This is a genomic window from Romboutsia sp. 1001713B170131_170501_G6 (genome assembly GCF_015668195.1).
Lineage (GTDB): Bacteria > Bacillota > Clostridia > Peptostreptococcales > Peptostreptococcaceae > Romboutsia_C.
In genome coordinates, this window is the sequence record NZ_JADPFC010000005.1 from 23,739 (window position 1) to 46,445 (window position 22,707).

The following is a 22,707-nucleotide window of genomic DNA, read 5'->3' on the forward strand; positions in this document are numbered from 1 at the left end:
AAATAATATAAAAGGCTAATATAGAAATAAAAAAGAGCATCTTTATATAAAGATGCTCTTTTTTATTTAATTTTTAAAAGGAATTAAGCTTTATTTATTGATCCGAATAATTCCATTTTTTCTTTAACAGTAGTTTTTATAGCTTCAAACCCTGGAGCTAAAAGCTTACGAGGGTCAAATCCTTTACCTTCTAAGTCTTTACCAGCTTCTATATACTTACGAGTAGCATCAGCAAATGCTAATTGGCACTCAGTATTAACGTTTATTTTAGAAACACCTAATGATATAGCTTTTTGTATCATTTCAGCAGGTATACCAGTTCCTCCGTGTAATACTAATGGCATGTTTCCTGTAGCATTATTTATAGCAGCTAAAGCATCAAAGTTTAATCCAGCCCAATTTTCTGGATATTTACCATGTATATTACCTATACCAGCAGCTAGCATATCTATTCCTAAATCTGCTATTAATTTACATTCAGCTGGATCTGCAACTTCACCAGCACCAACAACACCATCTTCTTCTCCACCTATAGAACCAACTTCTGCTTCTAAAGAAAGACCTTTAGCATGAGCTAATTCAACCATTTCTTTAGTCTTAGCTATATTTTCTTCGATTGGATAGTGAGAACCATCAAACATTATTGAAGAGAAACCAGCTTCCATAGCTTTTTTAGCTCCATCGTAGCTTCCGTGGTCTAAATGAACAGCAACTGGAACAGTTATATTTAATTCTTCCATCATTCCTTCAACCATATTAACTATAGTTTTAAAACCACACATATATTTAGCAGCACCTTCAGATACTCCTAATATAACTGGAGAATTGTTTTCCTGAGCAGTTAATAATATTGCCTTAGTCCATTCTAAGTTATTTATGTTAAATTGACCTACTGCGTATTTTCCTTCTCTAGCTTTTTGTAACATGTCTTTAGCTGAAACTAACATATATAAACCCTCCATACAATTAATTATTAAAAATAATCAAATATAAAATTTACCCATCAATTAATATTATAACCCTAATACAAAAAAAGTACATAGTAAATTGTAATAACTAGCAATTAAAAGTATAATAATATCTATAACTAAATAAATTTTAAAGAAAAGAGAGGAATTATATATGCCACAAATAAAAGTAAGAGGTATAAATGAAAATGATATATGTAAAATAAGTGAAAATATGATAGATAAATTAGTGGAAGCAGTAAAATGCCCTAGAGATTACTTTGAAATAGAATGTATAAAATCTGTAGCTATAAGAGATGGAAAAATAGCAGATGTATATCCATTTGTGGAAGTAGCTTGGTTTGATAGAGGACAAGAAGTTCAAGACACAGTAGCTAAAATAATAACAAATAGTATAAGAGATGGATTAAAAGTAGAAAGTATGGATTTAGCATTTACTGTTTTTGAAAAGGAAAAATACTATGAAAATGGAGAACATTTTTAATGGCTAAAAAATTACGTATAGATAAAATACTTTCTAATATTGGATATGGTAGTAGAGCGGAAATAAAAAAATACTGTAAGCAAGGTATGATATCTGTAAATGGAAAAAATATAAATAATCCAGGGATTCAAGTTGACCCAGAAAATGATAAAATACTTTTTAATGGAGAAGAAGTAAACTATAGAGAATTTGTGTACATAATGTTAAATAAACCAGACGGATATATATCGGCAACTTTTGATAAGCATGACCCAATAGTATTAGACTTAATAGATTCATCATACTATGTTTTTGAACCATTTCCAGTAGGTAGATTAGATAAAGATACGGAAGGGCTATTGGTATTAACAAATGATGGACAACTTGCACATAGGGTATTATCACCAAAAAAGCATGTACCAAAAACTTACTATGCTAAAATAGAAGGAATTGTAACAGAAGAAGATATAGTTGCTTTCTCAAAAGGAGTTATGCTTGATGATGGATATGAAACTATGCCGTCACAACTTAAAATATTAAAGAGTGGTGAAATATCAGAAATAGAACTTACTATACATGAAGGAAAATTCCACCAAGTTAAAAGAATGTTTGAGAGTGTAGGTAAAAAAGTAGTATACTTAAAAAGACTGTCTATGGGAAAATTAGTGCTAGATAAAAATCTAGAGCTAGGAGAGTATAGAGAATTAACAGAAGAGGAAATAAAATTATTAGAAGAAAGATAATAATTGAGCGGAGGTAGTTTTAGTGAAAAGAAGAGACATAATAGAATTTGAAATAGATAAAATGGAGTTCGGTGGAACTTCTGTAAGTTTATATGATGGTAAAGATGTATATATGAAGGGCGGAATAACTGGACAAAAAGTTAAAGCAATAGTTCAAAAAGCTAGAAGCAAAAAAGCTGAAGTTAAAATGCTAGAACTTCTAGAAAACTCACCGCTAGAAACAGAAGAGCCATGTAAACATTTCAATCAATGTGGGGGATGTAGTATATTATCAGTTCCTTATGAAAAGCAACTTCAAATAAAAGAAAGACAAGTAATGGATTTATTCTTACAACAAGAGTTATTTGGATTTAAATTCTTAGGAATACAAGGAAGTCCTGAGCAAAGAATGTACAGAAATAAAATGGAGTATACTTTCGGTGATGAAATGAAAGATGGTCCACTATCTTTAGGACTTCATAAAAAAGGAAAGCATATAGACATAATAACTGTTGATGGATGTTACTTAGTAGATCAAGATTTCATAAAGATACTAACTTCAACAGTAGAGTACTTCAATGAAAAGCAAATACCATACTACAGAACATTCAACCACAAAGGATATTTAAGAAACCTTGTAGTTAGAAAAGGTATAAACACCAAAGAAATGATGGTGAATATAGTTACATCTTCTCAATTAGACTTTGATATGACTGAGTATAAAAACATGCTTTTAAATTTAGGTTTAGACGCAGAATTAGTAAGTATATTACACACTATAAATGATGGACTAGCAGATGCAGTAAACTGTGATGAATTAAGAGTTCTTCATGGAAGAGATTATATACAAGAAGAAATATTAGGGTTAAAATTCAAAATATCTCCATTCTCATTCTTCCAAACAAATACTAAAGGAGCAGAAGAACTTTACTCTATAGCTAGAGAATTTGTTGGAGACCATAGCGATAAAGTAGTATTTGATTTATATAGTGGTACTGGTACTATAGGACAAGTTATGGCAGGAGCTGCTAAGAAAGTTTATGGTATAGAAATAATAGAAGAAGCTGTAGTAGCTGCTAATCAAAATGCAAAATTAAACGGTTTAACAAACTGTGAATTTATAGCAGGAGATGTTGCTAAAACAGTAAATAAATTAAAAGAAAAGCCAGATTTAATAATAGTTGATCCACCAAGACCAGGTGTACACAAGGATGCTATAAGAGATATATGTGGATTTGACTCTAAAGAAATAATATATATATCTTGTAATCCAAAAACTTTAGTACTAGATTTAGTTGAATTTAAAAACTACGGATATGAAGTAGAATTAGTTAAATGTATGGATATGTTCCCAAATACACCACATGTTGAAACTGTTGTTAAGTTAAAAAAAGCTTAATATAGATTATATAATAAGGCTACCTATAAATTTAGGTGGTCTTATTTTGAGTGTAAAGAAATTAAAAATTTTGTATACTTTGGATAATTTGACTTTAAATATTAATCAAAGACTATATAAAAGATATAATAAAGGAGTATTATCATAAAAATTACCTCAAAGGAGTTTATAAAAATTACAAATTAATATATTATTAAATGTATATACAACTAAATAGGTAACAAATTCAGGCTTAATGTCAAAGGAGGAAAATTATGGGTCAACCTATATATAAAGTAATAGAGAACTATGTAAAAGAATTAATTAATTCAGGAAAATTAAATCAAGGAGATTTAATACCATCAGAACATCAATTATGCGAAGAGTTTAATGTAACAAGAATGACTGTTAGATCAGCACTTAATAATTTAGTTAAGGAAGGATATATAGCAAGGAGGAGGGGAATAGGCAGTATAGTTTTAGGAAGTAAGGTATATGACAATATATCTTCTATAAGTGGGTTTACAAAAGAGATGAATAGCAAAGGGTATAAAGTGTCAAGTATATTGGTTAGTTTAGAAAAAATAGAATCAGATGATGAAATATCTGAAAAGCTAAATATAAATGAAGGTGATTATGTTTGGGAGATAAAGAGAGTTAGATTAGCAAATGATAAAAGATTATCGTATATGATTACATATATGCCAGATAAACTATTTCCAAATATAAATGAAACTCATTGCATGGGTTCCTTATATGAATATGTTGAGGAAGTTAGTGGCCGTAAGATAGCTATATCAGAAAGAGAAGTAGAGGCTGTTATATCTAATGATGAGTTAGAAGAAAATCTAAAATTAGATAGAAAAGAACCATTATTATATATAAAGCAAGTTTGCAGACTTGATAACGGTGAAGCATTTGAATACTCTCATACATATCATTATGGTTATACTTTAACCGTTAATGCTATATCTAAATAAAAATACATAGGATGTGAAAATGTTTTCTTGAAATGTCTATACATTTAATATATAATAAATGTATAGACATTTAAAATTTAATAAAATATATTTTGGGGAGGTACAAAAAATGATAAAAATAATGTTAGCTTGTTCAGCGGGGATGTCAACTAGTTTATTAGTTACAAAAATGGAGGCTGCAGCGAAGGAAAAAGATATAGAAGCAGAAATATGGGCTATATCAGAAGTCAACTTAGACAAAGAAATAGGAAATTGTGACGTTTTATTATTAGGACCACAGGTTAGATATATATTAGGTAAAGCGACAGAGATGGCTAAACCACACAATGTACCAGTAGAGGTTATAAATATGATGCACTATGGAACATGTAATGGTAAAGCCGTATTAGATAGAGCAATGGAATTATATAATTCAAAGTAAATTAAAAAGGGGGATAATCAAAATGGAAGTATTAATGAACTTTATGGAAAGACATTTAGTTCCAATAGCATCTAAGGTTGGCTCACAAAGACACTTAGTAGCAATAAGAGATGGTTTCATTGCTATGATACCAGTAACTATGGTTGGAGCATTTGGATCACTTATAAAGAACTTACCATTAAAACCTTACCAAGATATGTTAGCTAACACTACAGTTGGTCAACAAATATTTACATTGGGAGGTGACTTATGGTGGGGGTCACTTGCAATGATGTCATTATTTTTAGCTGTATCAGTAGCATATTCCTTAGCAAAATCATATGAAGCAAATGGTTTACAAGCAGGACTTCTAGCATTATGTGGATTTTTAGTGTTATCTCCTCAAACTGCAGACATAGTAACTGAAGCAGGAGAGGCAGTTTCAGGATGGGGGTTTGTACCTTGGGGTTATGTGTCAACTAATGCACTATTTACTGCTATGGTAGTAGCAATAGTAACAACAGAAATTTATGTAAGATTATCTAAAGTAACTTGGTTAACTATAAAGATGCCAGATGGTGTACCACCAGCAGTTTCTAGATCATTTGCAAAATTATTACCAGGAGTAATAGCGTTATTTGTAATAGGTATAATAGGTATAATAGTAAAACTTTTATCAAACGGATTATTTATAAATGATTTATTATCAACATATTTAGCGAAACCTTTAACTGGTATGGCTGACTCTTTAGGAGGGGCTGTGTTTACAGTATTGTTTATCCATGTTCTATGGATATTTGGATTACATGGTGCAAACATAGCACTTCCTGCAGTAGAGCCAATATTAATGGAATTAGGAGGTAAAAATGCTGAGTTAGCGTCAGCAGGAGCAACAGAAGGTTACCATGTATTTGCAGGAGCATTTTTAGATGCATTTGTATACTTAGGTGGTTCGGGGATGATACTTGGGTTAATAATAGCATTAATAATAGCGGGTAGAAGACGTAAAGAAATGATAGCTTTAGGTGGACCACCAGCATGTTTCAATATAAGTGAGCCTATGATATTTGGTATGCCAATAGTATTAAATCCAATATACATGATTCCATTTGTACTAGCGCCAGTATTATGTACAATAACTTCATACTTAGCTATATCGAGCGGAATGGTAGCACCAGTTTTAATGGCAAAAATTCCTTGGATAACTCCTCCAATATTTAGTGGAATAATGGCTACGGGGCATTGGACTGGTGGAGCATTAGCAGCAGTTAACTTAATAATATCTATTGTTGTATATTTACCATTTGTAGTTGCAGATGAAAGAATGGCAAAAAAAAGATTAGCAAAACAACAAGGTTAGTTAAGAATCATAGAGATTGGGTGGTAGAAAATTATGAAAAAAGGTCTTAAGATAGTTACAATAGGGGGAGGGTCAAGTTATACTCCTGAATTAATAGAAGGATTTATAAAAAGATATAGTGAGCTACCAGTTAAAGAACTATGGCTTGTAGATATAGAGGCAGGGAAAGAAAAGTTAGAAATAGTAGGTAATCTTGCCAAGAGAATGATTAAAAAATCTGGATTAGACATTAAAATTAATCTTACATTAAATAGAAGAGAAGCTTTAAAAGGTGCAGATTTTGTGACAACTCAGTTAAGAGTTGGATTATTAGATGCTAGAATAAAAGATGAAAGTATCCCTTTATCACATGGAGTAATAGGTCAAGAAACTAATGGTGCAGGAGGGCTATTTAAAGCCCTTCGAACTGTACCAGTTATACTAGATATAATAAAAGATATAGAAGAATTATGCCCAAATGCATGGTTAATAAATTTTACAAATCCAACAGGTGTAATAAGTGAAGCAGTATTTAAATACACAAACTTCAAAAATTATATAGGATTATGTAATGTTCCTATAGGTGTTAGAAATGGAGTTGCAAAGCTATTTGGAGTAGAAAATGATAGAATATATATGGATTTTGCTGGACTTAATCATATGGTATATGGGCTTAATGTTATTCTGGATGGCAAAGATGTTACAAAGGAAGCAATAGATAAGTTTGTAAGTTCTAAAATAAGTATGGAAAATATAAAGGCAATAGATTTTAATTCAGAGTTTGTTAAAGCATTAGGTGCTATACCTTGTCCATACCATAGATATTATTATAAAACTAAAGAAATGTTAGATGAAGAATTAGAAGAATTTAAAAAGGGTAAGGCAAGAGGTCAAGTTGTTAAAGAATTGGAAGAGCAATTATTTGAACTTTATAAAGATAAAAGCTTAGATGTAAAACCACCTCAACTTGAGAAAAGGGGAGGAGCATATTATAGTGATGCAGCTTGTAACTTAATAAGTTCTATATACAATGATAAAAGAGATATACAAGTAGTTAATACATTAAATAATGGAGCTATAAGAAACTTTAGAGATGATCAAGCTGTTGAAGTTAGTAGTGTAATAACTAGCGAAGGACCAAAACCTTTATCAATGGGATATCTTCCGCAGTGTACTGATGGTTTAGTAAGTGATATAAAAACTTTTGAAATACTAGCAGCCAAAGCAGCTGTATATGGAGATTATGAAAGTGCATTATTAGCACTTTGTATAAATCCATTAATACCTTCAGATGATTTAGCAAAAATTATATTAGATGAGATGTTAGAGGCTCATAAAGAGTACTTACCTCAATTTAATAAGTAGGTGAAATTTATGACTAAACTTATAGTAAATGCAGATGATTTTGGATATTGTAAAGCTGTAAATTATGGGATAATATCAGCATATAAAGAAGGTGTAGTAAAATCTACAACAGTTATGGCTAATATGCCAGGATTTGAACATGCTATGAAACTTTTAAAGGAAAATCCAGGTTTAGCATGTGGAGTCCATATGACTATTAGTTGTAATAAACCAGTACTTTCTAATTTGGAAAGCCTAGTAGATGAAAATGGAAAATTTTTTAAGCGAATCACTAATGATGTAATAGATAAGATGAATTTAGATGAAATTTATGAAGAACTTTGTGCTCAGATAGAAAAAGTAAAGAAATACACTGAAATTTCTCATCTTGATAGTCATCACCATGTTCATACTTTAAAGAAATTACAGCCAGTTATTGAAAGAATAATAGAAAAATACAATCTACCAATAAGAGGTGGATTTGAATATAATCTAGAATACTCAAAAGTAGTACCTATGTTAGATACTTTTTATAGTGATAATGTAGAAATTGATTACTTTAAGAAGAATATAAATACTTTAAAAGAATATGACACTTTAGATATAATGACTCATCCAGCATATTTAGATGAATATATTTTAAACTCTACATCTTATGCGATGCAAAGAACAAGAGAGCATGAGATATTGACATCAGAGGAAGTTAAAAAGTATTTAAATGATAACTTTGAGTTAAGTAGTTATAGGGACATTTAGGAGGTTTTTAAAATGGATGAAAAAATATTTGAAATATCATTTGGCATAATAGGATATGCAGGGGATGCAAAAGGATTAGCTTTTGAAGCAATATCTGAAGCTAAAAAGGGGAATATAGAAGCAGCAAGAGAAACTATGAAAAATTCTAAGGAAGTAATAACTAAGGCTCATAGATTCCAAACAGAGCTTATACAAGGTGAGGCTAGTGGAAATAAAACAGAAGTAAGTGTTTTATTAGTTCATGCACAAGACCACTTAATGAATGCCATGAATTTTCAGCAGTTAGCAGAAGAGTTTATAGATTTATACGAAAAATTAGAAAGTAAGTAAAATATTTTTTAATACAAAAGAGTATTGAATTTAATTCAATACTCTTTTGTATTTTATAAAAAGTATACTGCTTATATTATTTAAGATAGTTTGTCATAAATTTTTAAATATATATTAATTTGTATTAATATACTCAAATTATGATATAGCAAATTGTGTAAATTAAAGGAGTATTAATACTTAATGAAGAAAATATACTAAGTAAATGTAAAGTATATCAAGGGGGGACATTAATGAAAAAAGGGGATTTTATATGGGGAGGAATTCTTATTATCTGGATACTTATATTAGTTATACCAGTTAGTAGGGATTTATTCATTACTGTAACAGGAGAGTATCCATATATAAGTGGATTTATTAAATTTGCGGTCTTAGCTACAATGGGAGAGTTACTAGGTATAAGAATAAGTTATGGGTACTGGAAGCAGCCAAATGGAATTATGTTTAGAGCGATAGTTTGGGGTGTAATAGGCATTGTTATAACATTAGGATTGCCAGTATTCTCTAAGGGTGTAGAAGCTGCTCAAGAGGTAGGAAAGCTTCCTTTTAAAGAGTCTATTTTTGCACATGCATTTTTGACAAGTGCGATTATGAATATATTACAATCACCAGCAGTATTTTTATTTCATAAGTGTACAGATACGTACATAGATATAAGACATTATAAAAATGGAGGAAGAGTAAGTCTTAGAGATATAACAAATAAAATTGACTGGTATACATATATTGATTTTACAGTATTAAAAACCATACCATTTTTCTGGATACCTTGCCATACGATTGTATTTTTATTTGAACCACAATATCAAGTTATAGTGTCTGCATTTGCATCTATAGCACTAGGACTTATACTCGCGATGGCAAATAAATCAAAATTAAAAAGTTTTTAGTAGAATAAAAATATAATAAATTCAAAACATAGTAATGCAATTATGTTTTGGAGGAATTATAAATGAATAAAAGAAGAAATATAAGAGTATTTGTAGCATCAATATGTATAACAGTACTATCTTTAATACTTTTATATAATACTGAGTTAGTAAATATATCAAGTAAAGTAAAAGCTAACATAGTAGATAGTATAAAAACAGTGAAAGTTACTGAAGAAAGAAGTAAAATAGAATATAAAAATTTATCAATAATAGTTAGAATGCCTAAATTATATTGTGATAATAAAAATGCTGAAAGATACATTAATTCTTTTATCAGAAATAATATAAATAGTTATATAAATCATAAAAGGCAAGATATAGAATTACAAAATGATAAACAAAAAACTAGTATATTATTAGAATATAATTTAGCGTTTCAAAGTAAAGATGTAATCAATATAGTTATAGTGAAAGAAACTAAAATTGGAAAAAATAAATTTTCGACTAACAAAGAAAGTTATATTTTTGACTTAAAGACAGGGCAAAGAATATATATAGATAATCTTTTAGGAGAAAATGAAAACTATAAAGAATTAATAAAATCTTATATAAATAAGACTATAGATGAAAAGAAAATAGATATAGACAAAAACCTAGTAATTATAGACAAGGAAACTAATTTTATAATTGTAGACGGAGGATTATCAATAATATTGGACCAAAATAAAAATGGTAAGACAAGAGAGTATGAATTTAAAGTCCCATATGATGTTTTTAATAACAAGGTAAAGTCAATAAATACAAAAAATATAATTGCAAATGTAGATACACAAACTATTACTCAAAATAATAAATATATAAATAGTATATTAAATATCCCTATAATAATATCTTCAAATAAAGATATAGACAAAAAAATAAATTACAAAATAAGAAAAGATATAATGGACTTTTATAATAAAGTTTATGAGAGTGCTAAAAACTATCTAGATAATGTTGATGTATCAGAAGATAAATTTGTAGCAAATGTGGATTATGAAGTTAAAAAAAATAGTGATAATATACTAAGTATAAAAGTAACTTACAATCAATATAGTGGAGGAGCTCATGAAGACTATGAAGATATAAGTTATAATATAGACATGAGAAATGGAAAAATATTAAAATTAAGCGATTTATTTAAGCCAAAATCAGATTATATAAAAGTAATAAACAATGAAATTAGAAGGCAAATAGAAGAGTTAGTTAAAAATAATAAGGAGTATGAAGGTGTATATCAATTTGAATCAATAGAAAAAGACAATAAGTTTTATATAGATGACAATAATATAGTTGTTTATTTTGATTTATATAAAATTGCACCATTTGCAGCAGGTATACCAGAGTTTAAAATAAATAATAGTATAATAAGTCACATGTTAAAAGAAGAATACTTAGAGATACTAAAATAAATAATACTAAAAAGCTTTACTATTTATATCTAATAAAAATTAGATTATAAGCAGTAAAGCTTTTGTTATTTGGAAATATATTTTATATCTATATTGTAGGATTTAAAGAAGCTATTTTAGTTACAGCTACATATATTCTAGAAATTTCGTACCATGTCTTAAAATCAACAATACCACTTTTAGGTAGGCCAAAAATTCCTTGAAATACTTTAACAGCCTCGGCAGTAGATTCTCCAAAAATACCATCCTCTTTAACTTTAGGTATTAGAGGGTATGAATTAGAGATTGCATTAAGTTGGTTTTGAATAGTTTTAACATAGTTATTATTAGAACCTATTTGTAAAATTTCACCAGGGAAAGATACAGGAACACCACTTACGATAGGTGCTTTTTCAAATATTATTTGCTCACCATAAAATGATCTTAATATACTTTCATAGTCTTTACCTTCATCTCCAAGATATTTACTTCCCCATTGAGTCATTTGATTTGGGCATTGAGATTTTACACCATCACAATATTGAGCTAAAAGAGGCTGTCTAGAGGTAGGTGGTCTTTTTATAAAAGTATTAAATACATCATCAACTACAACATTAATAGTGTCAAAGAAGTTTCTATTATTAATAAATTTATGATCAAAAGCAGTAGTAGAGGTAATAGTATAGCTATAGCCTTTATTTCTGTACCATTCAGTAAATACTCTATTTAAAGTGAATGAAACTATAGCTATTACATTAGCATAAATAGTTTGTTCAGGCCACGTAGAATATATTTCAGAAGAAGCTACATTTTTTATATAGTCTTTAAATGGTATCCAATAGTTAGGAGCTGAAGTATCTTCGGGCATTCCATCATGAACTACTATAAATTCTGGAACTACTGGATTATCAAGAACAACAAATCCAGTAGGAGGTGGTAGAGGCTTTAAACTACTTTCAGGAATTTTAGGTGGATAATCTCCATATAGAGTATGGTCTGGAATATCAAACACTTGTTCATTTTGTCTTGAATAAGAATTTCTAGATCTAGTTTTTAAAGTAACAGGAACTGTTTGTCGAGCTTCTATAGTGGCTAAGATTTGTGTACCATCTATTAAAATTGTCTCATAACCATCTTTAGATACTTCAACAGTATAAATGCTATATGGTCTTATAGGTGATGAAGGATCTAGTGAATAACTGACATCTGGAGCATTTAGAGCTAAATCTGTAACTTGACCAGAAGAGTCTGTTTTTAAGTTCTCGTAAACTTTAACTGAACTCTGCCCTGAATCAGGAATAGAGTATATATTAACTGTAGCATTTTCTATTGGTTGATTAGTATTGTTGTCTATAACGCTAACCGTTAAGAAACCATCTTGCATGCAATCACCCCTTAAAAATAGTATCTTATTATTTTATAGTATGAATAAACATCTTATTTTGTTAAGGAAAATGGAAATAATATAGATTATATAAAAAAGAAAGAAGTGATTACATGAGTTTAAATATATTTACATTAGCTATAGCACCAACTATAGCTTATATATTTTGGATATACCTAAAAGATAAATATGATAAAGAACCTATAAATAGGTTAGTTAAGTTTTTTTTATTAGGAGTATTTATGGGAGTAATTGCCCTTATTATAGAGTTTATATTATTGAAGTTAAATATATTAACAGGATATACAAGTATCATATACATATCTTTTATAGTAGCAGGTATGACAGAGGAAGGATTAAAGGCATTTGTATTGATTCCAAATCTTTTAAAAGAAAGATATTTTAATGAAGAATTAGATGGAATTATTTATTCTGTGTTTTTGTCATTAGGATTTGCAACATTAGAAAACTTGTTATATATACTAAAAGAAGATCAAAGTACAGTTATACAGGTTGGACTTATTAGAGCAATAATATCCGTACCAGCTCATATGTTATTTGCAATAACTATGGGATATTATATATCTAAATATAAATTTAGTACGGACAAATTTAAAAAAAGAGAATATTTAATACTATCTGTATTAATACCAATTTTAATACATGGAGTTTTTGATTTTATATTGATGATAGAGTATAGATGGTCTATTATATTGTTTGTGGTTTATGTGCTTTTTTTAGGCAAATTAAACCTAGATAAGTTAGACAAATATATAATCAATTCAAAGAATAGATTTAAAAGAAGAAAAAAGAGAATTAGGAAGGACGATAAGAATTGACAAAGTTACCTGAAAGATTTTTAAGTGATATGAAGGAAATACTAAAAGATGAGTATGATGAATTTATAAAAACATATGATGATAAAAAAACTACTGGTCTTAGAGTTAATACATTAAAAATAAGTAAAAATGATTTAGATAAATTAGATTTATTTAAGCTAGAACAAATACCTTGGGTAGATGAAGGATTTTACTATGATGAAGATATAGACAGACCGGGTAAAAATCCTCTACATGAAGCTGGAGCATATTATTTACAAGAACCATCAGCTATGAGCGTAGTACCAAAGTTAGATGTTAAAGAAGGTGAAAAAATTCTAGATATGTGTGCTGCTCCAGGAGGTAAATCAACATACATACTATCAAAATTAAACAATACAGGGTTATTAGTATCAAATGAAATAAACCCAACAAGAATAAAGGCATTAGGAGAGAATTTAGAAAGATTTGGAGCTAAAAACTGTATAATAACAAATACAGACTCAAATAACCTAAAGAAGGTATTTAGAGGATATTTTGATAAAATAGTAATAGATGCTCCTTGTTCTGGGCAAGGAATGTTTAGAAAAGATGAAGTTGCTATAAGTGATTGGAGTTATGCAAAAGTATTAGAATGTCAATCTATCCAAAGAGAAATAATAAGAGATGGATATGAGATGCTTAAAAATGGAGGTACGTTAGTATACTCAACATGTACATTTGCAAAGGAAGAAAATGAAACAGTTATAAATGAGTTTATAGAAGAATATGAAAATGCTAAGCTTATAGATATGGAAAGATTATGGCCTCACAAGATAAAAGGAGAAGGTCATTTTGTAGCCAAGATACAAAAAAATGAAGAAGAAGACACAAATACTAAAGAACTAAAAGTTAAAAGATTAGATAAAGAATTAAAAGATTATAGAGAATTTGAAAAGAAATTTTTAAATGAGTCATTAGGAAATAAATTTGACATAAGAGGAGAAAACTTATATTTATTGCCAGAAGAAAGCCCGGAAACTAAAAAATTAAAAGTTTTAAGATATGGACTTCATTTGGGAACACTAAAGAAAAATAGGTTTGAACCATCACATGCATTATCTCATTATTTAAAACCAAATCAAGTTAAGTATACAGAAAATTTATCAATACAAGATGAAGAAGTATTAAATTATTTAAGAGGAAATACTATAAATACAGGACAAAGTAGAGGATGGGTATTAGTAACAGTAGAAAATATACCACTAGGATGGGGAAAAGAATCTAATGGAGTATTAAAGAACCACTATCCAAAAGGGCTTAGAATAAAATACTAAAATAACTATAAAAAGGTACTAAGTTATAACTTAGTACCTTTTTATAGTACATATGTAGATAAACTTATATTAAATTTATAGTTAGATATAATTTTTATATATGTGCTTCAAAAAAGTCTTCATATATATTTAATATGAGCTTTTTTACATAATATAAACCTTCTAGTTTAATAATAAACATATGTGTATTAAAAAAGAGATACAACTAGGAGGAAAATATGAATCCATTAGATAAAAGTAAAGAGTATGTTATATATAAATTTTTACAAAGATATGATTATGATGCAGTAATTGATGTTTTAGAAGAAGTTGGTATAGTCGAAGGAGATTTATATCTATTAATGGAATCTTCTAAGTATGCTATAAACTTTGATTTTAAAAAAGCATCGATTAGTTTAAATAATATGAGCAGTGAGATGTTAGGTAGAAGAGAAATAAAAAGATTAATTTCTAACCTAGAAAATCTAGAAAATGGAGAACCTGAAGACATATTATCAGAGCTTATAGAAAATATGAAGATACAAATTGTTAATGAAGAGTATATTGATTTTTTGGGGAGGTTATATAGATTAAAAGAAGCATTATTTAAATATATATTTGTAAGCACTAAGGAAAATAAAAAATATAAAGTAAGTATGCACGGTTATATGGTATCTAAGAAAAATATTCTATATACATTAAAAAAGAAGTATAATATATATAATGGAAATCTAATAACTGGGGTGACTAACTATATAAATAGGTATATTAAAAAAACAAAAAGAATGGAAAAGGTCGTTGATATATTAAATGGAGAAAGACTAGAAAATTTAATTAAGCTTAGAAATGAAAGCCCAGTTGGACATGGATTTAAAGGGGTTAGCAAAGAAGATATTGAAGAGCTATATGGAAACCCTATGGAAGTAGTGCAGGACTTAGTCAAAGCATGTGAATTACTAGACTTAGGTATAAAAATGAATAAATATGATAATATAAATGAGATGGCTATACAAATGATAGGAAGTTACACCAATTATTAACTAAATTAAAATTTAGGAGGAGATTATTAGGATGAATGAAAAATTAAAAAAAGAATCAATAGAGTGGATTAAGGTAATAGCTACTGCTCTTATTTTTGCATTTATAATAACTCAATTTATAAGACCTACTTTAGTTAAGGGAGAATCTATGTATCCTACTTTAAAGGAAAATGATTATCTAATAATTAATAGAATGGCTTACAAATTAGGAGAACCAGAAAAGGGAGATATAATAGTATTCCATACGAACTTGCTTCAAGATAATGGAAAACCTAAAGATTTAGTAAAGAGAGTTATAGCAACTGGAGGGGATCATATTAAAATAGAAAATTCTAAAGTATATGTAAATGGAAAGCTATTAGACGAACCATATATACATGATAATTATACAGATGGATATATAGACATGACAGTTCCAAAGGGTGAAGTATTTGCAATGGGAGATAATAGAGAAAAGAGTTTAGATAGTAGATATGAAGATGTTGGATTAGTAAATGAAAAAAACATAATGGGTAAGGTAATGATAAGGTTATATCCATTTAATAAAATAGGAACTGTAAAATAGGTGAATTATATGAAAATTGGTATATCGGCATTATTATATAATATAGATGAAGCAATAAATTTATGTGAAGAAATAAATGAAATAAAACATATAGAACTTGGTATAGATAATTTATATGAGTGTGATGAGATATACAAATACATAGACAAGCTTAAAGAATTAAATGTATCTCTAAGTATTCATTTACCTATGGAGTTAAACTTGTGTGAAAATATAGAATTTATTAGAAAATCTTGGGTGAGATTTGTAGAAGAAATGAACTATAAATTAAAAGATTTAAATATTTGTTACTACAATCTTCACTTAGGGTATGTTATATCTGATAGACTAAATAAAAATAGAGAAAAATATTTAGATATATCGTGTAGTATGTTAGATAACATTATAAATAAGACGAAAGCTAATATATCCATAGAAAATACTTATTCTAATAATGGTGATTTATCAAATGTAGGTAACAAAGTATATGATTTTGAATATATATTTAATAAAGTAGAAAATGAGAAATTGTGGTTTTGTTATGATACAGGCCATAATCTAATCAATAGAGATAATTATATAGACAAATTACATAACAAGATGAGAATAGTTCATTTAAGTGACAATGATGGAAATAAAGATATCCATATAGGGATAAATAAAGGTATATTAGATAAAAAAGAAGTTAAAACTATCATTGACTTAGAACCAGACTTCTTAATATTAGAGATAAATTATCATGATATAAAAGAAAGTATAGAATATATAAAAGATATTAAAAAAGAGGTTTAAATACCTCTTTTTAAGTATAAGAGAAAGGAGATTACTATGGAAAATATAACTATTAATATAGAAGGAAATGAAAAAGTTTATAAAATAGAAAAAGGTTCTCCAGGAGTAAAATTAGAAAGTATAGTAAAGGAAATAGATAAAGACTATAAAGGATACATAACATTAGGAATTATAGACAACAAATTAAGAGAATTAAATTATAGTATAGATAAAGACTGTAAATTAAGTTTTTTAGATACAACTAGTGAAGATGGATTAAGGGTGTACTTTAGAACTGTGTCATTTATATTTATAATGGCTTGTAACGAAGTATTTAAAGATAGTCGAGTAGTAATAGAACATTCTCTATCAAAGGGATTATATTGTGAAGTTCATAAAGATGGAGAATTGGTTGAAGAAGATTTAGAAGCTATAAATAAAAAAATGAAAGAAATAATAGAATCTAATTATAAAATAGAAAGAATAGACACTAACAAAGAAGAAGCAATAAACATATTTAAAGATAATAAAATGTATGAGAAAGCAGAACTTCTTAAATACAAGGAACATGATGATGTAAAGATATATAAGTGTAACAATCATATAAATCATTTCTATGGATATATGCTACCATCTACAGGATATATAAAGACATTTGATTTAAAACCATATAAAAATGGAATAATAGTATTAGGTCCAAGTGAAGAAAATAAAAATACACCAACTAAATTTAAAGAACAACCTAAATTATCGAGTGTATATCATGAGGCAGAGAATTGGTCAAAGCTTATGGGTGTAAGTAAAGTAACTACACTTAATGAAGTAATAGAAAAAAATGAATATGGAGAAATTATAAGAACAGTAGAAGCTCTACATGAGAAAAAACTATCTCAAATAGCAGATATTATAAAAGAAAAAAATAAGAGAGTTATATTAATAGCAGCTCCTTCATCATCAGGTAAAACAAGTTTTGCTCATAGACTATCAATACATCTTAGAGTTAATAATCTAAATCCTGTATCAATATCTTTAGATGATTACTTTGTTAATAGAGAACATACTCCACTAGATGAATTTGGAAATTATGATTTTGAGTCTATATATGCAATAGATTTAGAAAGATTTAATAAAGACTTAAGAGATTTATTAGAAGGAAAGGAAATAAGTCTACCTAAGTTTAATTTTAAATTAGGAATAAGAGAAGAAAAAGGAAAGAAGTTAAAAATAAAAGAAAATCAGCCAATAATATTAGAAGGAATACATGGATTAAATCCTATGCTAACATCATCAATACCAGATGAAGATAAATTTAAAATTTATATAAGTGCCTTAACTCAAATTAATCTAGATGATCATAATAGAATACCTACAACGGATTTAAGATTAATAAGAAGAATGGTTAGAGATTATAATTTTAGAGGTTATAGCGCAGAAAAGACAATAATGCAGTGGCAATCAGTAAGACGTGGAGAAAAGAAAAATATATTCCCATATCAAGAAGAAGCAGATATAATATTTAACTCTGCATGTATTTATGAATTAGCAGTATTGAAAAAGTATGCAAAACCATTACTAGAGGAAATTGATAAGGAAAATAGTTCGTATATAGAAGCTAATAGACTTTTAAAGTTTCTTCAATATTTTGTTGAATTATCAGATATATCAGATATACCACCAACATCAATATTGAGAGAGTTTGTAGGTGGAAGTAAAATAGTTGATTAATACTACAAAACCCCTGATGTTGACAGAATATCAGGGGTTTCTGTATTATATATTTATTAGACATTTGGAAACGTAATTAAATTAGGAGGAGAAGTATGGAAAAGATTCTTGAAGAAGTATTAAATTCAAATAGAAAATATACAAATTATGGACAGGTAGCAGGATACATACCAGAACTAAAGAAAGCGAAAAGAGATGATTTAGGTATATGTGTAATAGATAAAGACAACAACATATATAAAGCTGGAAACTGGGATACTAAGTTTACTATTCAAAGTGTATCTAAAATAGTTGTTCTTGCAATGGCATTGATGGATAATGACTGGCAATATGTTTTTTCTAAAGTGGGTAAAGAACCTAGTGGTGATCCATTTAACTCAATAATGAAATTAGAAACAAATGATACTAAAAAGCCAAGTAATCCAATGATAAATGCAGGTGCTATAGTAACTACATCTTTAATAAAAGGTGCTAGTTTAGAAGAAAAAGAAGAAAGGATGTTAAAGTTCTTTAGAAAATTAGCTAAAAATGATAATTTGGGAATAAATTATGATGTGTATAAGTCAGAGAAAATGACCGGAGATAGAAATAGAGCGATGGCTTATCTTTTAAGAAATGATGGTTTTATACAAGGAGACGTAGAAGAATTATTAGATTTATACTTTAAACAATGTTCGATAGAAGTTGACACCCTAGATTTAGCAAGAATAGGAGTTAATCTTGCATCTTATGGTGTAGATATAGAAACTGGTGAAAGAATAATAGATGAAAAAGTGTCAAGGATAGTTAAGACATTTATGGTTACATGTGGAATGTATGACGCATCAGGAGAGTTTGCTATAAAGGTTGGGATACCTGCAAAATCGGGAGTTGGTGGAGGAATACTAGCATCTGTTCCAAATACTATGGGTATTGGAGTATATGGACCAGCCCTAGATAAAAAAGGAAACAGTATAGCTGGTATAAAAATACTGGAAGAATTATCTCAAAAGCTAGAACTTAACATATTTTAAATTATAGAATTTTTTGACAACTACAAGTCCTTAATATATAATTATCTTATAAATAAAATAATTTTTTTATAGGGGTGGGGGAATGAAGGAAGTACTAGTACTTAGGGACTTAGAATGTATAAAAGCAATTGCACATCCTAGAAGAATAGACATTTTAAAAACATTTGATAAATTACCGCTATCAGCAAAGCAATTATCACAATTATTAGATGAACCTCATGCAAAAATTAACTATCATATAAAAACTCTTTATAAGGTAGGAATTTTGGAGTTAGTAGAAGAAAAGATAAAATCTGGAATAGTAGAAAAATACTATTATCCGAGTGCAAAAAATATAGTTATTGGGCAAAAAATTCTTAATTTTTCACTAACAGATGAAGAACAACTTAGTATATCTAAGTTTGAAAATATGAGCGAGTTATTTTATAGTGCAGCAGAGGGAAATAAATTGCTTGATGAAAGTATAGTTGAATATCAAAATATATCACTTACGGAAAGTGAACTTATAGAGTTAAACAATGCAATTAAGATAAAAATACAAGAGATCGTAGATTCTAGAAATACTGATGAAAGTGAAATAGGATATAACATATCAGTATTGGCAATACCAGTAGAAGAAGCGATTAGCATATAATAAGTATCGACTTTTGTTGATACTTATTTTTTTGGGTATAATTAAAGTATAAAATAAATCAAAATATGATAAACGACATAAGGAGAGTAAATATGATTATAATAGGACCACATATATCTATAGCAAAAGGATATGCAAAAGCTGCAAAGACAGCAGTAGAAATAGGAGCTAACACATTTCAATTTTTTAGTAGAAATCCAAGAGGAGGAAATGCAAAAGAATTTGATGCAAAAGATATAGCAAACTTTCAAAAAATAAGAAAAGAAAATAACTTTGGACCTTTATTAGCACATGCACCATATACTATGAACTTGGCGGCTGCTAAGGATGATGTATATGAATTTGGAAGAAAAGTTATAAAAGAAGATATAGAAAGAATGGATTCTTTAGGAATAGAGTATATATGTTTCCATCCAGGGAGCCATGTTGGTGGAGGTATTGATGTTGGAATAGATAAGATAATAGCAGCGCTAAATGAAGCCTTAACAGGAAATGAAAATATAACAGTCCTTTTAGAAACTATGTCTGGAAAAGGAACTGAAATAGGATTTGAATTTGAACAAATAAAAAGAATTATAGATGGTGTAGAACATAATGAAAAACTAGGGGTATGTTTAGATACTTGTCATATATTTTCAGCAGGATATGATATAGTAAATAATTTAGATGAAGTTTTAAATCAATTTGATGAAATCATAGGATTAGATAGATTGAAAACAATACATTTAAATGATAGTATGATGGGATTTGGAGAAAAGAAAGATAGACATTCAGTAATAGGAGAGGGTAAAATAGGACTAGATGCTATTATTAATTTTATGACACATCCAAAGATAAAGGATTTACCATTCTTCTTAGAAACACCTCTTGAAGATGAAGGTCATAAAAAAGAAATAAAAATGCTAAGGGACATAATAGAAACTAAATAGTAAAGTTTAAGTGGAGGGAAGTAAATTGAGAGAATTAGGTAAAACTAATATGAAAATTAAAAGAGTAGGATTTGGGGGAATACCTATACAAAGAATTACCCAAGAAGAGACTAATAAAGTAATAAATGAGCTTGAAGTACAAGGAATAAACTTTATAGATACAGCTAGAGGATATACAATTAGTGAAGAGTATATAGGAAATGCAATCGAGGGAAAAAGAGGAAAATTCTTTATAGCCACAAAGAGTATGTCTAGAGACTATGAGGCTATGAAAAATGATATAGAAATAAGTCTTAAGAATTTAAAAATAGATTATATAGATTTATATCAACTACACAATGTAAAAAGTGAAGAATATGATGAAATATTTGCAGATAATAAAGCATACAGAGCTTTATTAGAAGCTAAAAAAGAAGGAAAAATAAAACATATAGGAATAACTAGTCATAGCTTAGAAACTATAGAAAAGGTAGTTGAAAATGATAAATTTGAAACTATACAGTTTCCTTATAATATAGTTGAGAATCAAGCAGATGAAGTATTCAAAAAAGCAAATGAGAAGGGCACAGGAATAATAGTAATGAAACCTTTAGCAGGAGGAGCATTAGATGATGCAACTTTAGCTATTAAGTATATATTATCAAAAGATTATATTGATGTTGCTATACCAGGTATGGAAAGTATAGACCAGGTAAAACAAAATAGTGCAGTTCTTAATAATCTAGAATTAAATGAAGAGGACAATAAAAAAATAGAAGAAATAAAAAGCACACTAGGCAAAAGATTCTGTAGAAGATGTGAATATTGCTTACCATGTCCAGTAGGAGTAAATATTCCAGCCAATTTTTTACTAGAAGGATATTATACTAGATATAACCTTAAAGAGTGGGCAAAAGAAAGATATGCATCTACAGTTGGTAAAGCTAATGAATGTGTAAACTGCGGGTTATGTGAAACTAAATGTCCATATAATTTACCAATAAGGGAAATGCTAAAAGAAGTATGCGCTAAACTTGGTTAATAAAAGAGAACTTAATCTATATTAAGTTCTCTTTTTAGATATAAAACCTTATAGCTTATATAATTTTAAAAAAATAATCAAAGTTAAAAACAAAAATTTTATATTATTATTTATTTTTTTTTAAAATGCTATAAGAAACATCATATTCAGAAGTAGGATAAAGTTCTATTTCAACACGAGGATTTTCTTTATCTATAAAATCAAATAATAATACAGGTTTTAACTGTTTATCATTTTTTATTATTCCGCTTTTTTCTATTCCATCACATATACTTTTAGGATAGTTATGCAAATCACCCATACGTTTATTAGGGAAATATAATTTTAAAATAGTTATTAAATCTTCTTCTATAGTTTCTCCATCATATTGTTGGTTTATATAACCTGCTATCATATTCTCATAGGCTAAATATTTAGAGTGTTTACCTTTTGATGGCATCCATGCTTGACCATGGACATTGTGAAGTTTAAAATTAGACTTACTTATTGGTCTACCTGGGATTGTTAATTTAATCAATTTATCACCATCCTTACATCTTAAATATTATAAA

General features: G+C 28.2%; 24 protein-coding genes. 21 read left to right on the forward strand and 3 right to left on the reverse strand.

Going from position 1 to position 22,707, the window contains the following annotated elements:
• Positions 1–83 precede the first annotated feature (83 nt).
• Positions 84–947, reverse strand: a complete 864-nt coding sequence (fba, locus tag I4U89_RS11445; protein ID WP_195940504.1) for a class II fructose-1,6-bisphosphate aldolase — start codon at positions 945–947, stop codon at positions 84–86.
• 175 nt (positions 948–1,122) lie between these two features.
• On the opposite strand from fba, the gene I4U89_RS11450 reads away from it, so the two are divergent.
• The 11 genes from I4U89_RS11450 (at position 1,123) to I4U89_RS11500 (ending at position 11,003) form a co-directional block, all read left to right on the forward strand.
• Entirely contained in the window at positions 1,123–1,452 is a 330-nt protein-coding gene (locus I4U89_RS11450; protein WP_195940505.1) for a DUF1904 domain-containing protein, read from the forward strand.
• Positions 1,452–2,174, forward strand: coding sequence for a pseudouridine synthase (locus I4U89_RS11455; protein WP_195940506.1), 723 nt, complete (start codon positions 1,452–1,454; stop codon positions 2,172–2,174). The genes I4U89_RS11450 and I4U89_RS11455 overlap by 1 nt, the downstream gene beginning before the upstream one ends.
• A 22-nt stretch (positions 2,175–2,196) precedes the next feature.
• Entirely contained in the window at positions 2,197–3,552 is a 1,356-nt protein-coding gene (rlmD, locus tag I4U89_RS11460; protein WP_195940507.1) for a 23S rRNA (uracil(1939)-C(5))-methyltransferase RlmD, read from the forward strand.
• A 254-nt stretch (positions 3,553–3,806) separates the two neighbouring features.
• Positions 3,807–4,511: a GntR family transcriptional regulator gene (locus I4U89_RS11465; RefSeq protein ID WP_195940508.1), complete on the forward strand. Its 705-nt coding sequence runs from the start codon at positions 3,807–3,809 to the stop codon at positions 4,509–4,511.
• Between the two features lie 109 nt (positions 4,512–4,620).
• Positions 4,621–4,932 carry a PTS sugar transporter subunit IIB gene (locus I4U89_RS11470; protein WP_195940509.1) on the forward strand — a complete coding sequence of 104 codons (312 nt, stop codon included), beginning with the start codon at positions 4,621–4,623 and terminating at the stop codon, positions 4,930–4,932.
• Positions 4,933–4,954: 22 nt separating this feature from the next.
• Positions 4,955–6,271, forward strand: coding sequence for a PTS sugar transporter subunit IIC (locus I4U89_RS11475; RefSeq protein WP_195940510.1), 1,317 nt, complete (start codon positions 4,955–4,957; stop codon positions 6,269–6,271).
• Between the two features lie 33 nt (positions 6,272–6,304).
• Entirely contained in the window at positions 6,305–7,615 is a 1,311-nt protein-coding gene (locus tag I4U89_RS11480; RefSeq protein WP_195940511.1) for a 6-phospho-beta-glucosidase, read from the forward strand.
• Between the two features lie 9 nt (positions 7,616–7,624).
• Positions 7,625–8,350: a chitin disaccharide deacetylase gene (gene chbG / locus I4U89_RS11485; protein ID WP_195940512.1), complete on the forward strand. Its 726-nt coding sequence runs from the start codon at positions 7,625–7,627 to the stop codon at positions 8,348–8,350.
• A 12-nt stretch (positions 8,351–8,362) separates the two neighbouring features.
• A complete protein-coding gene (locus I4U89_RS11490) occupies positions 8,363–8,680 on the forward strand; it encodes a PTS lactose/cellobiose transporter subunit IIA (RefSeq protein WP_195940513.1) in 318 nt (105 codons plus the stop codon).
• A gap of 233 nt (positions 8,681–8,913) precedes the next feature.
• Positions 8,914–9,570 carry a hypothetical protein gene (locus tag I4U89_RS11495; protein WP_195940514.1) on the forward strand — a complete coding sequence of 219 codons (657 nt, stop codon included), beginning with the start codon at positions 8,914–8,916 and terminating at the stop codon, positions 9,568–9,570.
• Positions 9,571–9,632: 62 nt separating this feature from the next.
• The gene (locus I4U89_RS11500) at positions 9,633–11,003 is read left to right on the forward strand and encodes a DUF3298 and DUF4163 domain-containing protein (protein ID WP_195940515.1); all 1,371 of its coding nucleotides are present in this window, start codon (positions 9,633–9,635) and stop codon (positions 11,001–11,003) included.
• A gap of 88 nt (positions 11,004–11,091) precedes the next feature.
• Here I4U89_RS11500 and sleC read toward each other — a convergent pair whose 3' ends face one another.
• Positions 11,092–12,366 (reverse strand): spore cortex-lytic germination protein SleC, encoded by a 1,275-nt coding sequence (gene sleC, locus I4U89_RS11505; protein WP_195940516.1) that lies wholly within the window; start codon positions 12,364–12,366, stop codon positions 11,092–11,094.
• Positions 12,367–12,479: 113 nt separating this feature from the next.
• On the opposite strand from sleC, the gene I4U89_RS11510 reads away from it, so the two are divergent.
• The 10 genes from I4U89_RS11510 (at position 12,480) to I4U89_RS11555 (ending at position 22,156) form a co-directional block, all read left to right on the forward strand.
• The gene (locus I4U89_RS11510) at positions 12,480–13,205 is read left to right on the forward strand and encodes a PrsW family intramembrane metalloprotease (protein ID WP_195940517.1); all 726 of its coding nucleotides are present in this window, start codon (positions 12,480–12,482) and stop codon (positions 13,203–13,205) included.
• Positions 13,202–14,500 carry an RsmF rRNA methyltransferase first C-terminal domain-containing protein gene (locus I4U89_RS11515; protein WP_195940518.1) on the forward strand — a complete coding sequence of 433 codons (1,299 nt, stop codon included), beginning with the start codon at positions 13,202–13,204 and terminating at the stop codon, positions 14,498–14,500. Before I4U89_RS11510 ends, I4U89_RS11515 begins: the two co-directional genes overlap by 4 nt.
• 218 nt (positions 14,501–14,718) lie before the next feature.
• On the forward strand, positions 14,719–15,519 hold the full coding sequence (locus tag I4U89_RS11520; protein ID WP_195940519.1) for a hypothetical protein: 801 nt from the start codon (positions 14,719–14,721) through the stop codon (positions 15,517–15,519).
• Positions 15,520–15,550: 31 nt separating this feature from the next.
• Positions 15,551–16,084 carry a signal peptidase I gene (lepB, locus tag I4U89_RS11525; protein ID WP_195940520.1) on the forward strand — a complete coding sequence of 178 codons (534 nt, stop codon included), beginning with the start codon at positions 15,551–15,553 and terminating at the stop codon, positions 16,082–16,084.
• A gap of 9 nt (positions 16,085–16,093) precedes the next feature.
• Positions 16,094–16,855, forward strand: a complete 762-nt coding sequence (locus I4U89_RS11530; RefSeq protein ID WP_195940521.1) for a TIM barrel protein — start codon at positions 16,094–16,096, stop codon at positions 16,853–16,855.
• A 36-nt stretch (positions 16,856–16,891) separates the two neighbouring features.
• Complete coding sequence (locus I4U89_RS11535) at positions 16,892–18,559, forward strand: nucleoside kinase (RefSeq protein ID WP_195940522.1); 1,668 nt, start codon at positions 16,892–16,894, stop codon at positions 18,557–18,559.
• A 95-nt stretch (positions 18,560–18,654) separates the two neighbouring features.
• Positions 18,655–19,572, forward strand: coding sequence for a glutaminase A (glsA, locus tag I4U89_RS11540; protein ID WP_166506030.1), 918 nt, complete (start codon positions 18,655–18,657; stop codon positions 19,570–19,572).
• 82 nt (positions 19,573–19,654) lie between these two features.
• Positions 19,655–20,206, forward strand: coding sequence for an ArsR/SmtB family transcription factor (locus tag I4U89_RS11545; protein ID WP_195940523.1), 552 nt, complete (start codon positions 19,655–19,657; stop codon positions 20,204–20,206).
• A 92-nt stretch (positions 20,207–20,298) separates the two neighbouring features.
• Positions 20,299–21,135 carry a deoxyribonuclease IV gene (locus I4U89_RS11550; RefSeq protein ID WP_195940524.1) on the forward strand — a complete coding sequence of 279 codons (837 nt, stop codon included), beginning with the start codon at positions 20,299–20,301 and terminating at the stop codon, positions 21,133–21,135.
• Positions 21,136–21,160: 25 nt separating this feature from the next.
• The gene (locus I4U89_RS11555) at positions 21,161–22,156 is read left to right on the forward strand and encodes an aldo/keto reductase (RefSeq protein ID WP_195940525.1); all 996 of its coding nucleotides are present in this window, start codon (positions 21,161–21,163) and stop codon (positions 22,154–22,156) included.
• Positions 22,157–22,262: 106 nt separating this feature from the next.
• Here the strand turns inward: I4U89_RS11555 and I4U89_RS11560 are convergent, their stop codons facing one another.
• Positions 22,263–22,673: a RusA family crossover junction endodeoxyribonuclease gene (locus I4U89_RS11560; RefSeq protein WP_195940526.1), complete on the reverse strand. Its 411-nt coding sequence runs from the start codon at positions 22,671–22,673 to the stop codon at positions 22,263–22,265.
• Positions 22,674–22,707: the final 34 nt, after the last annotated feature.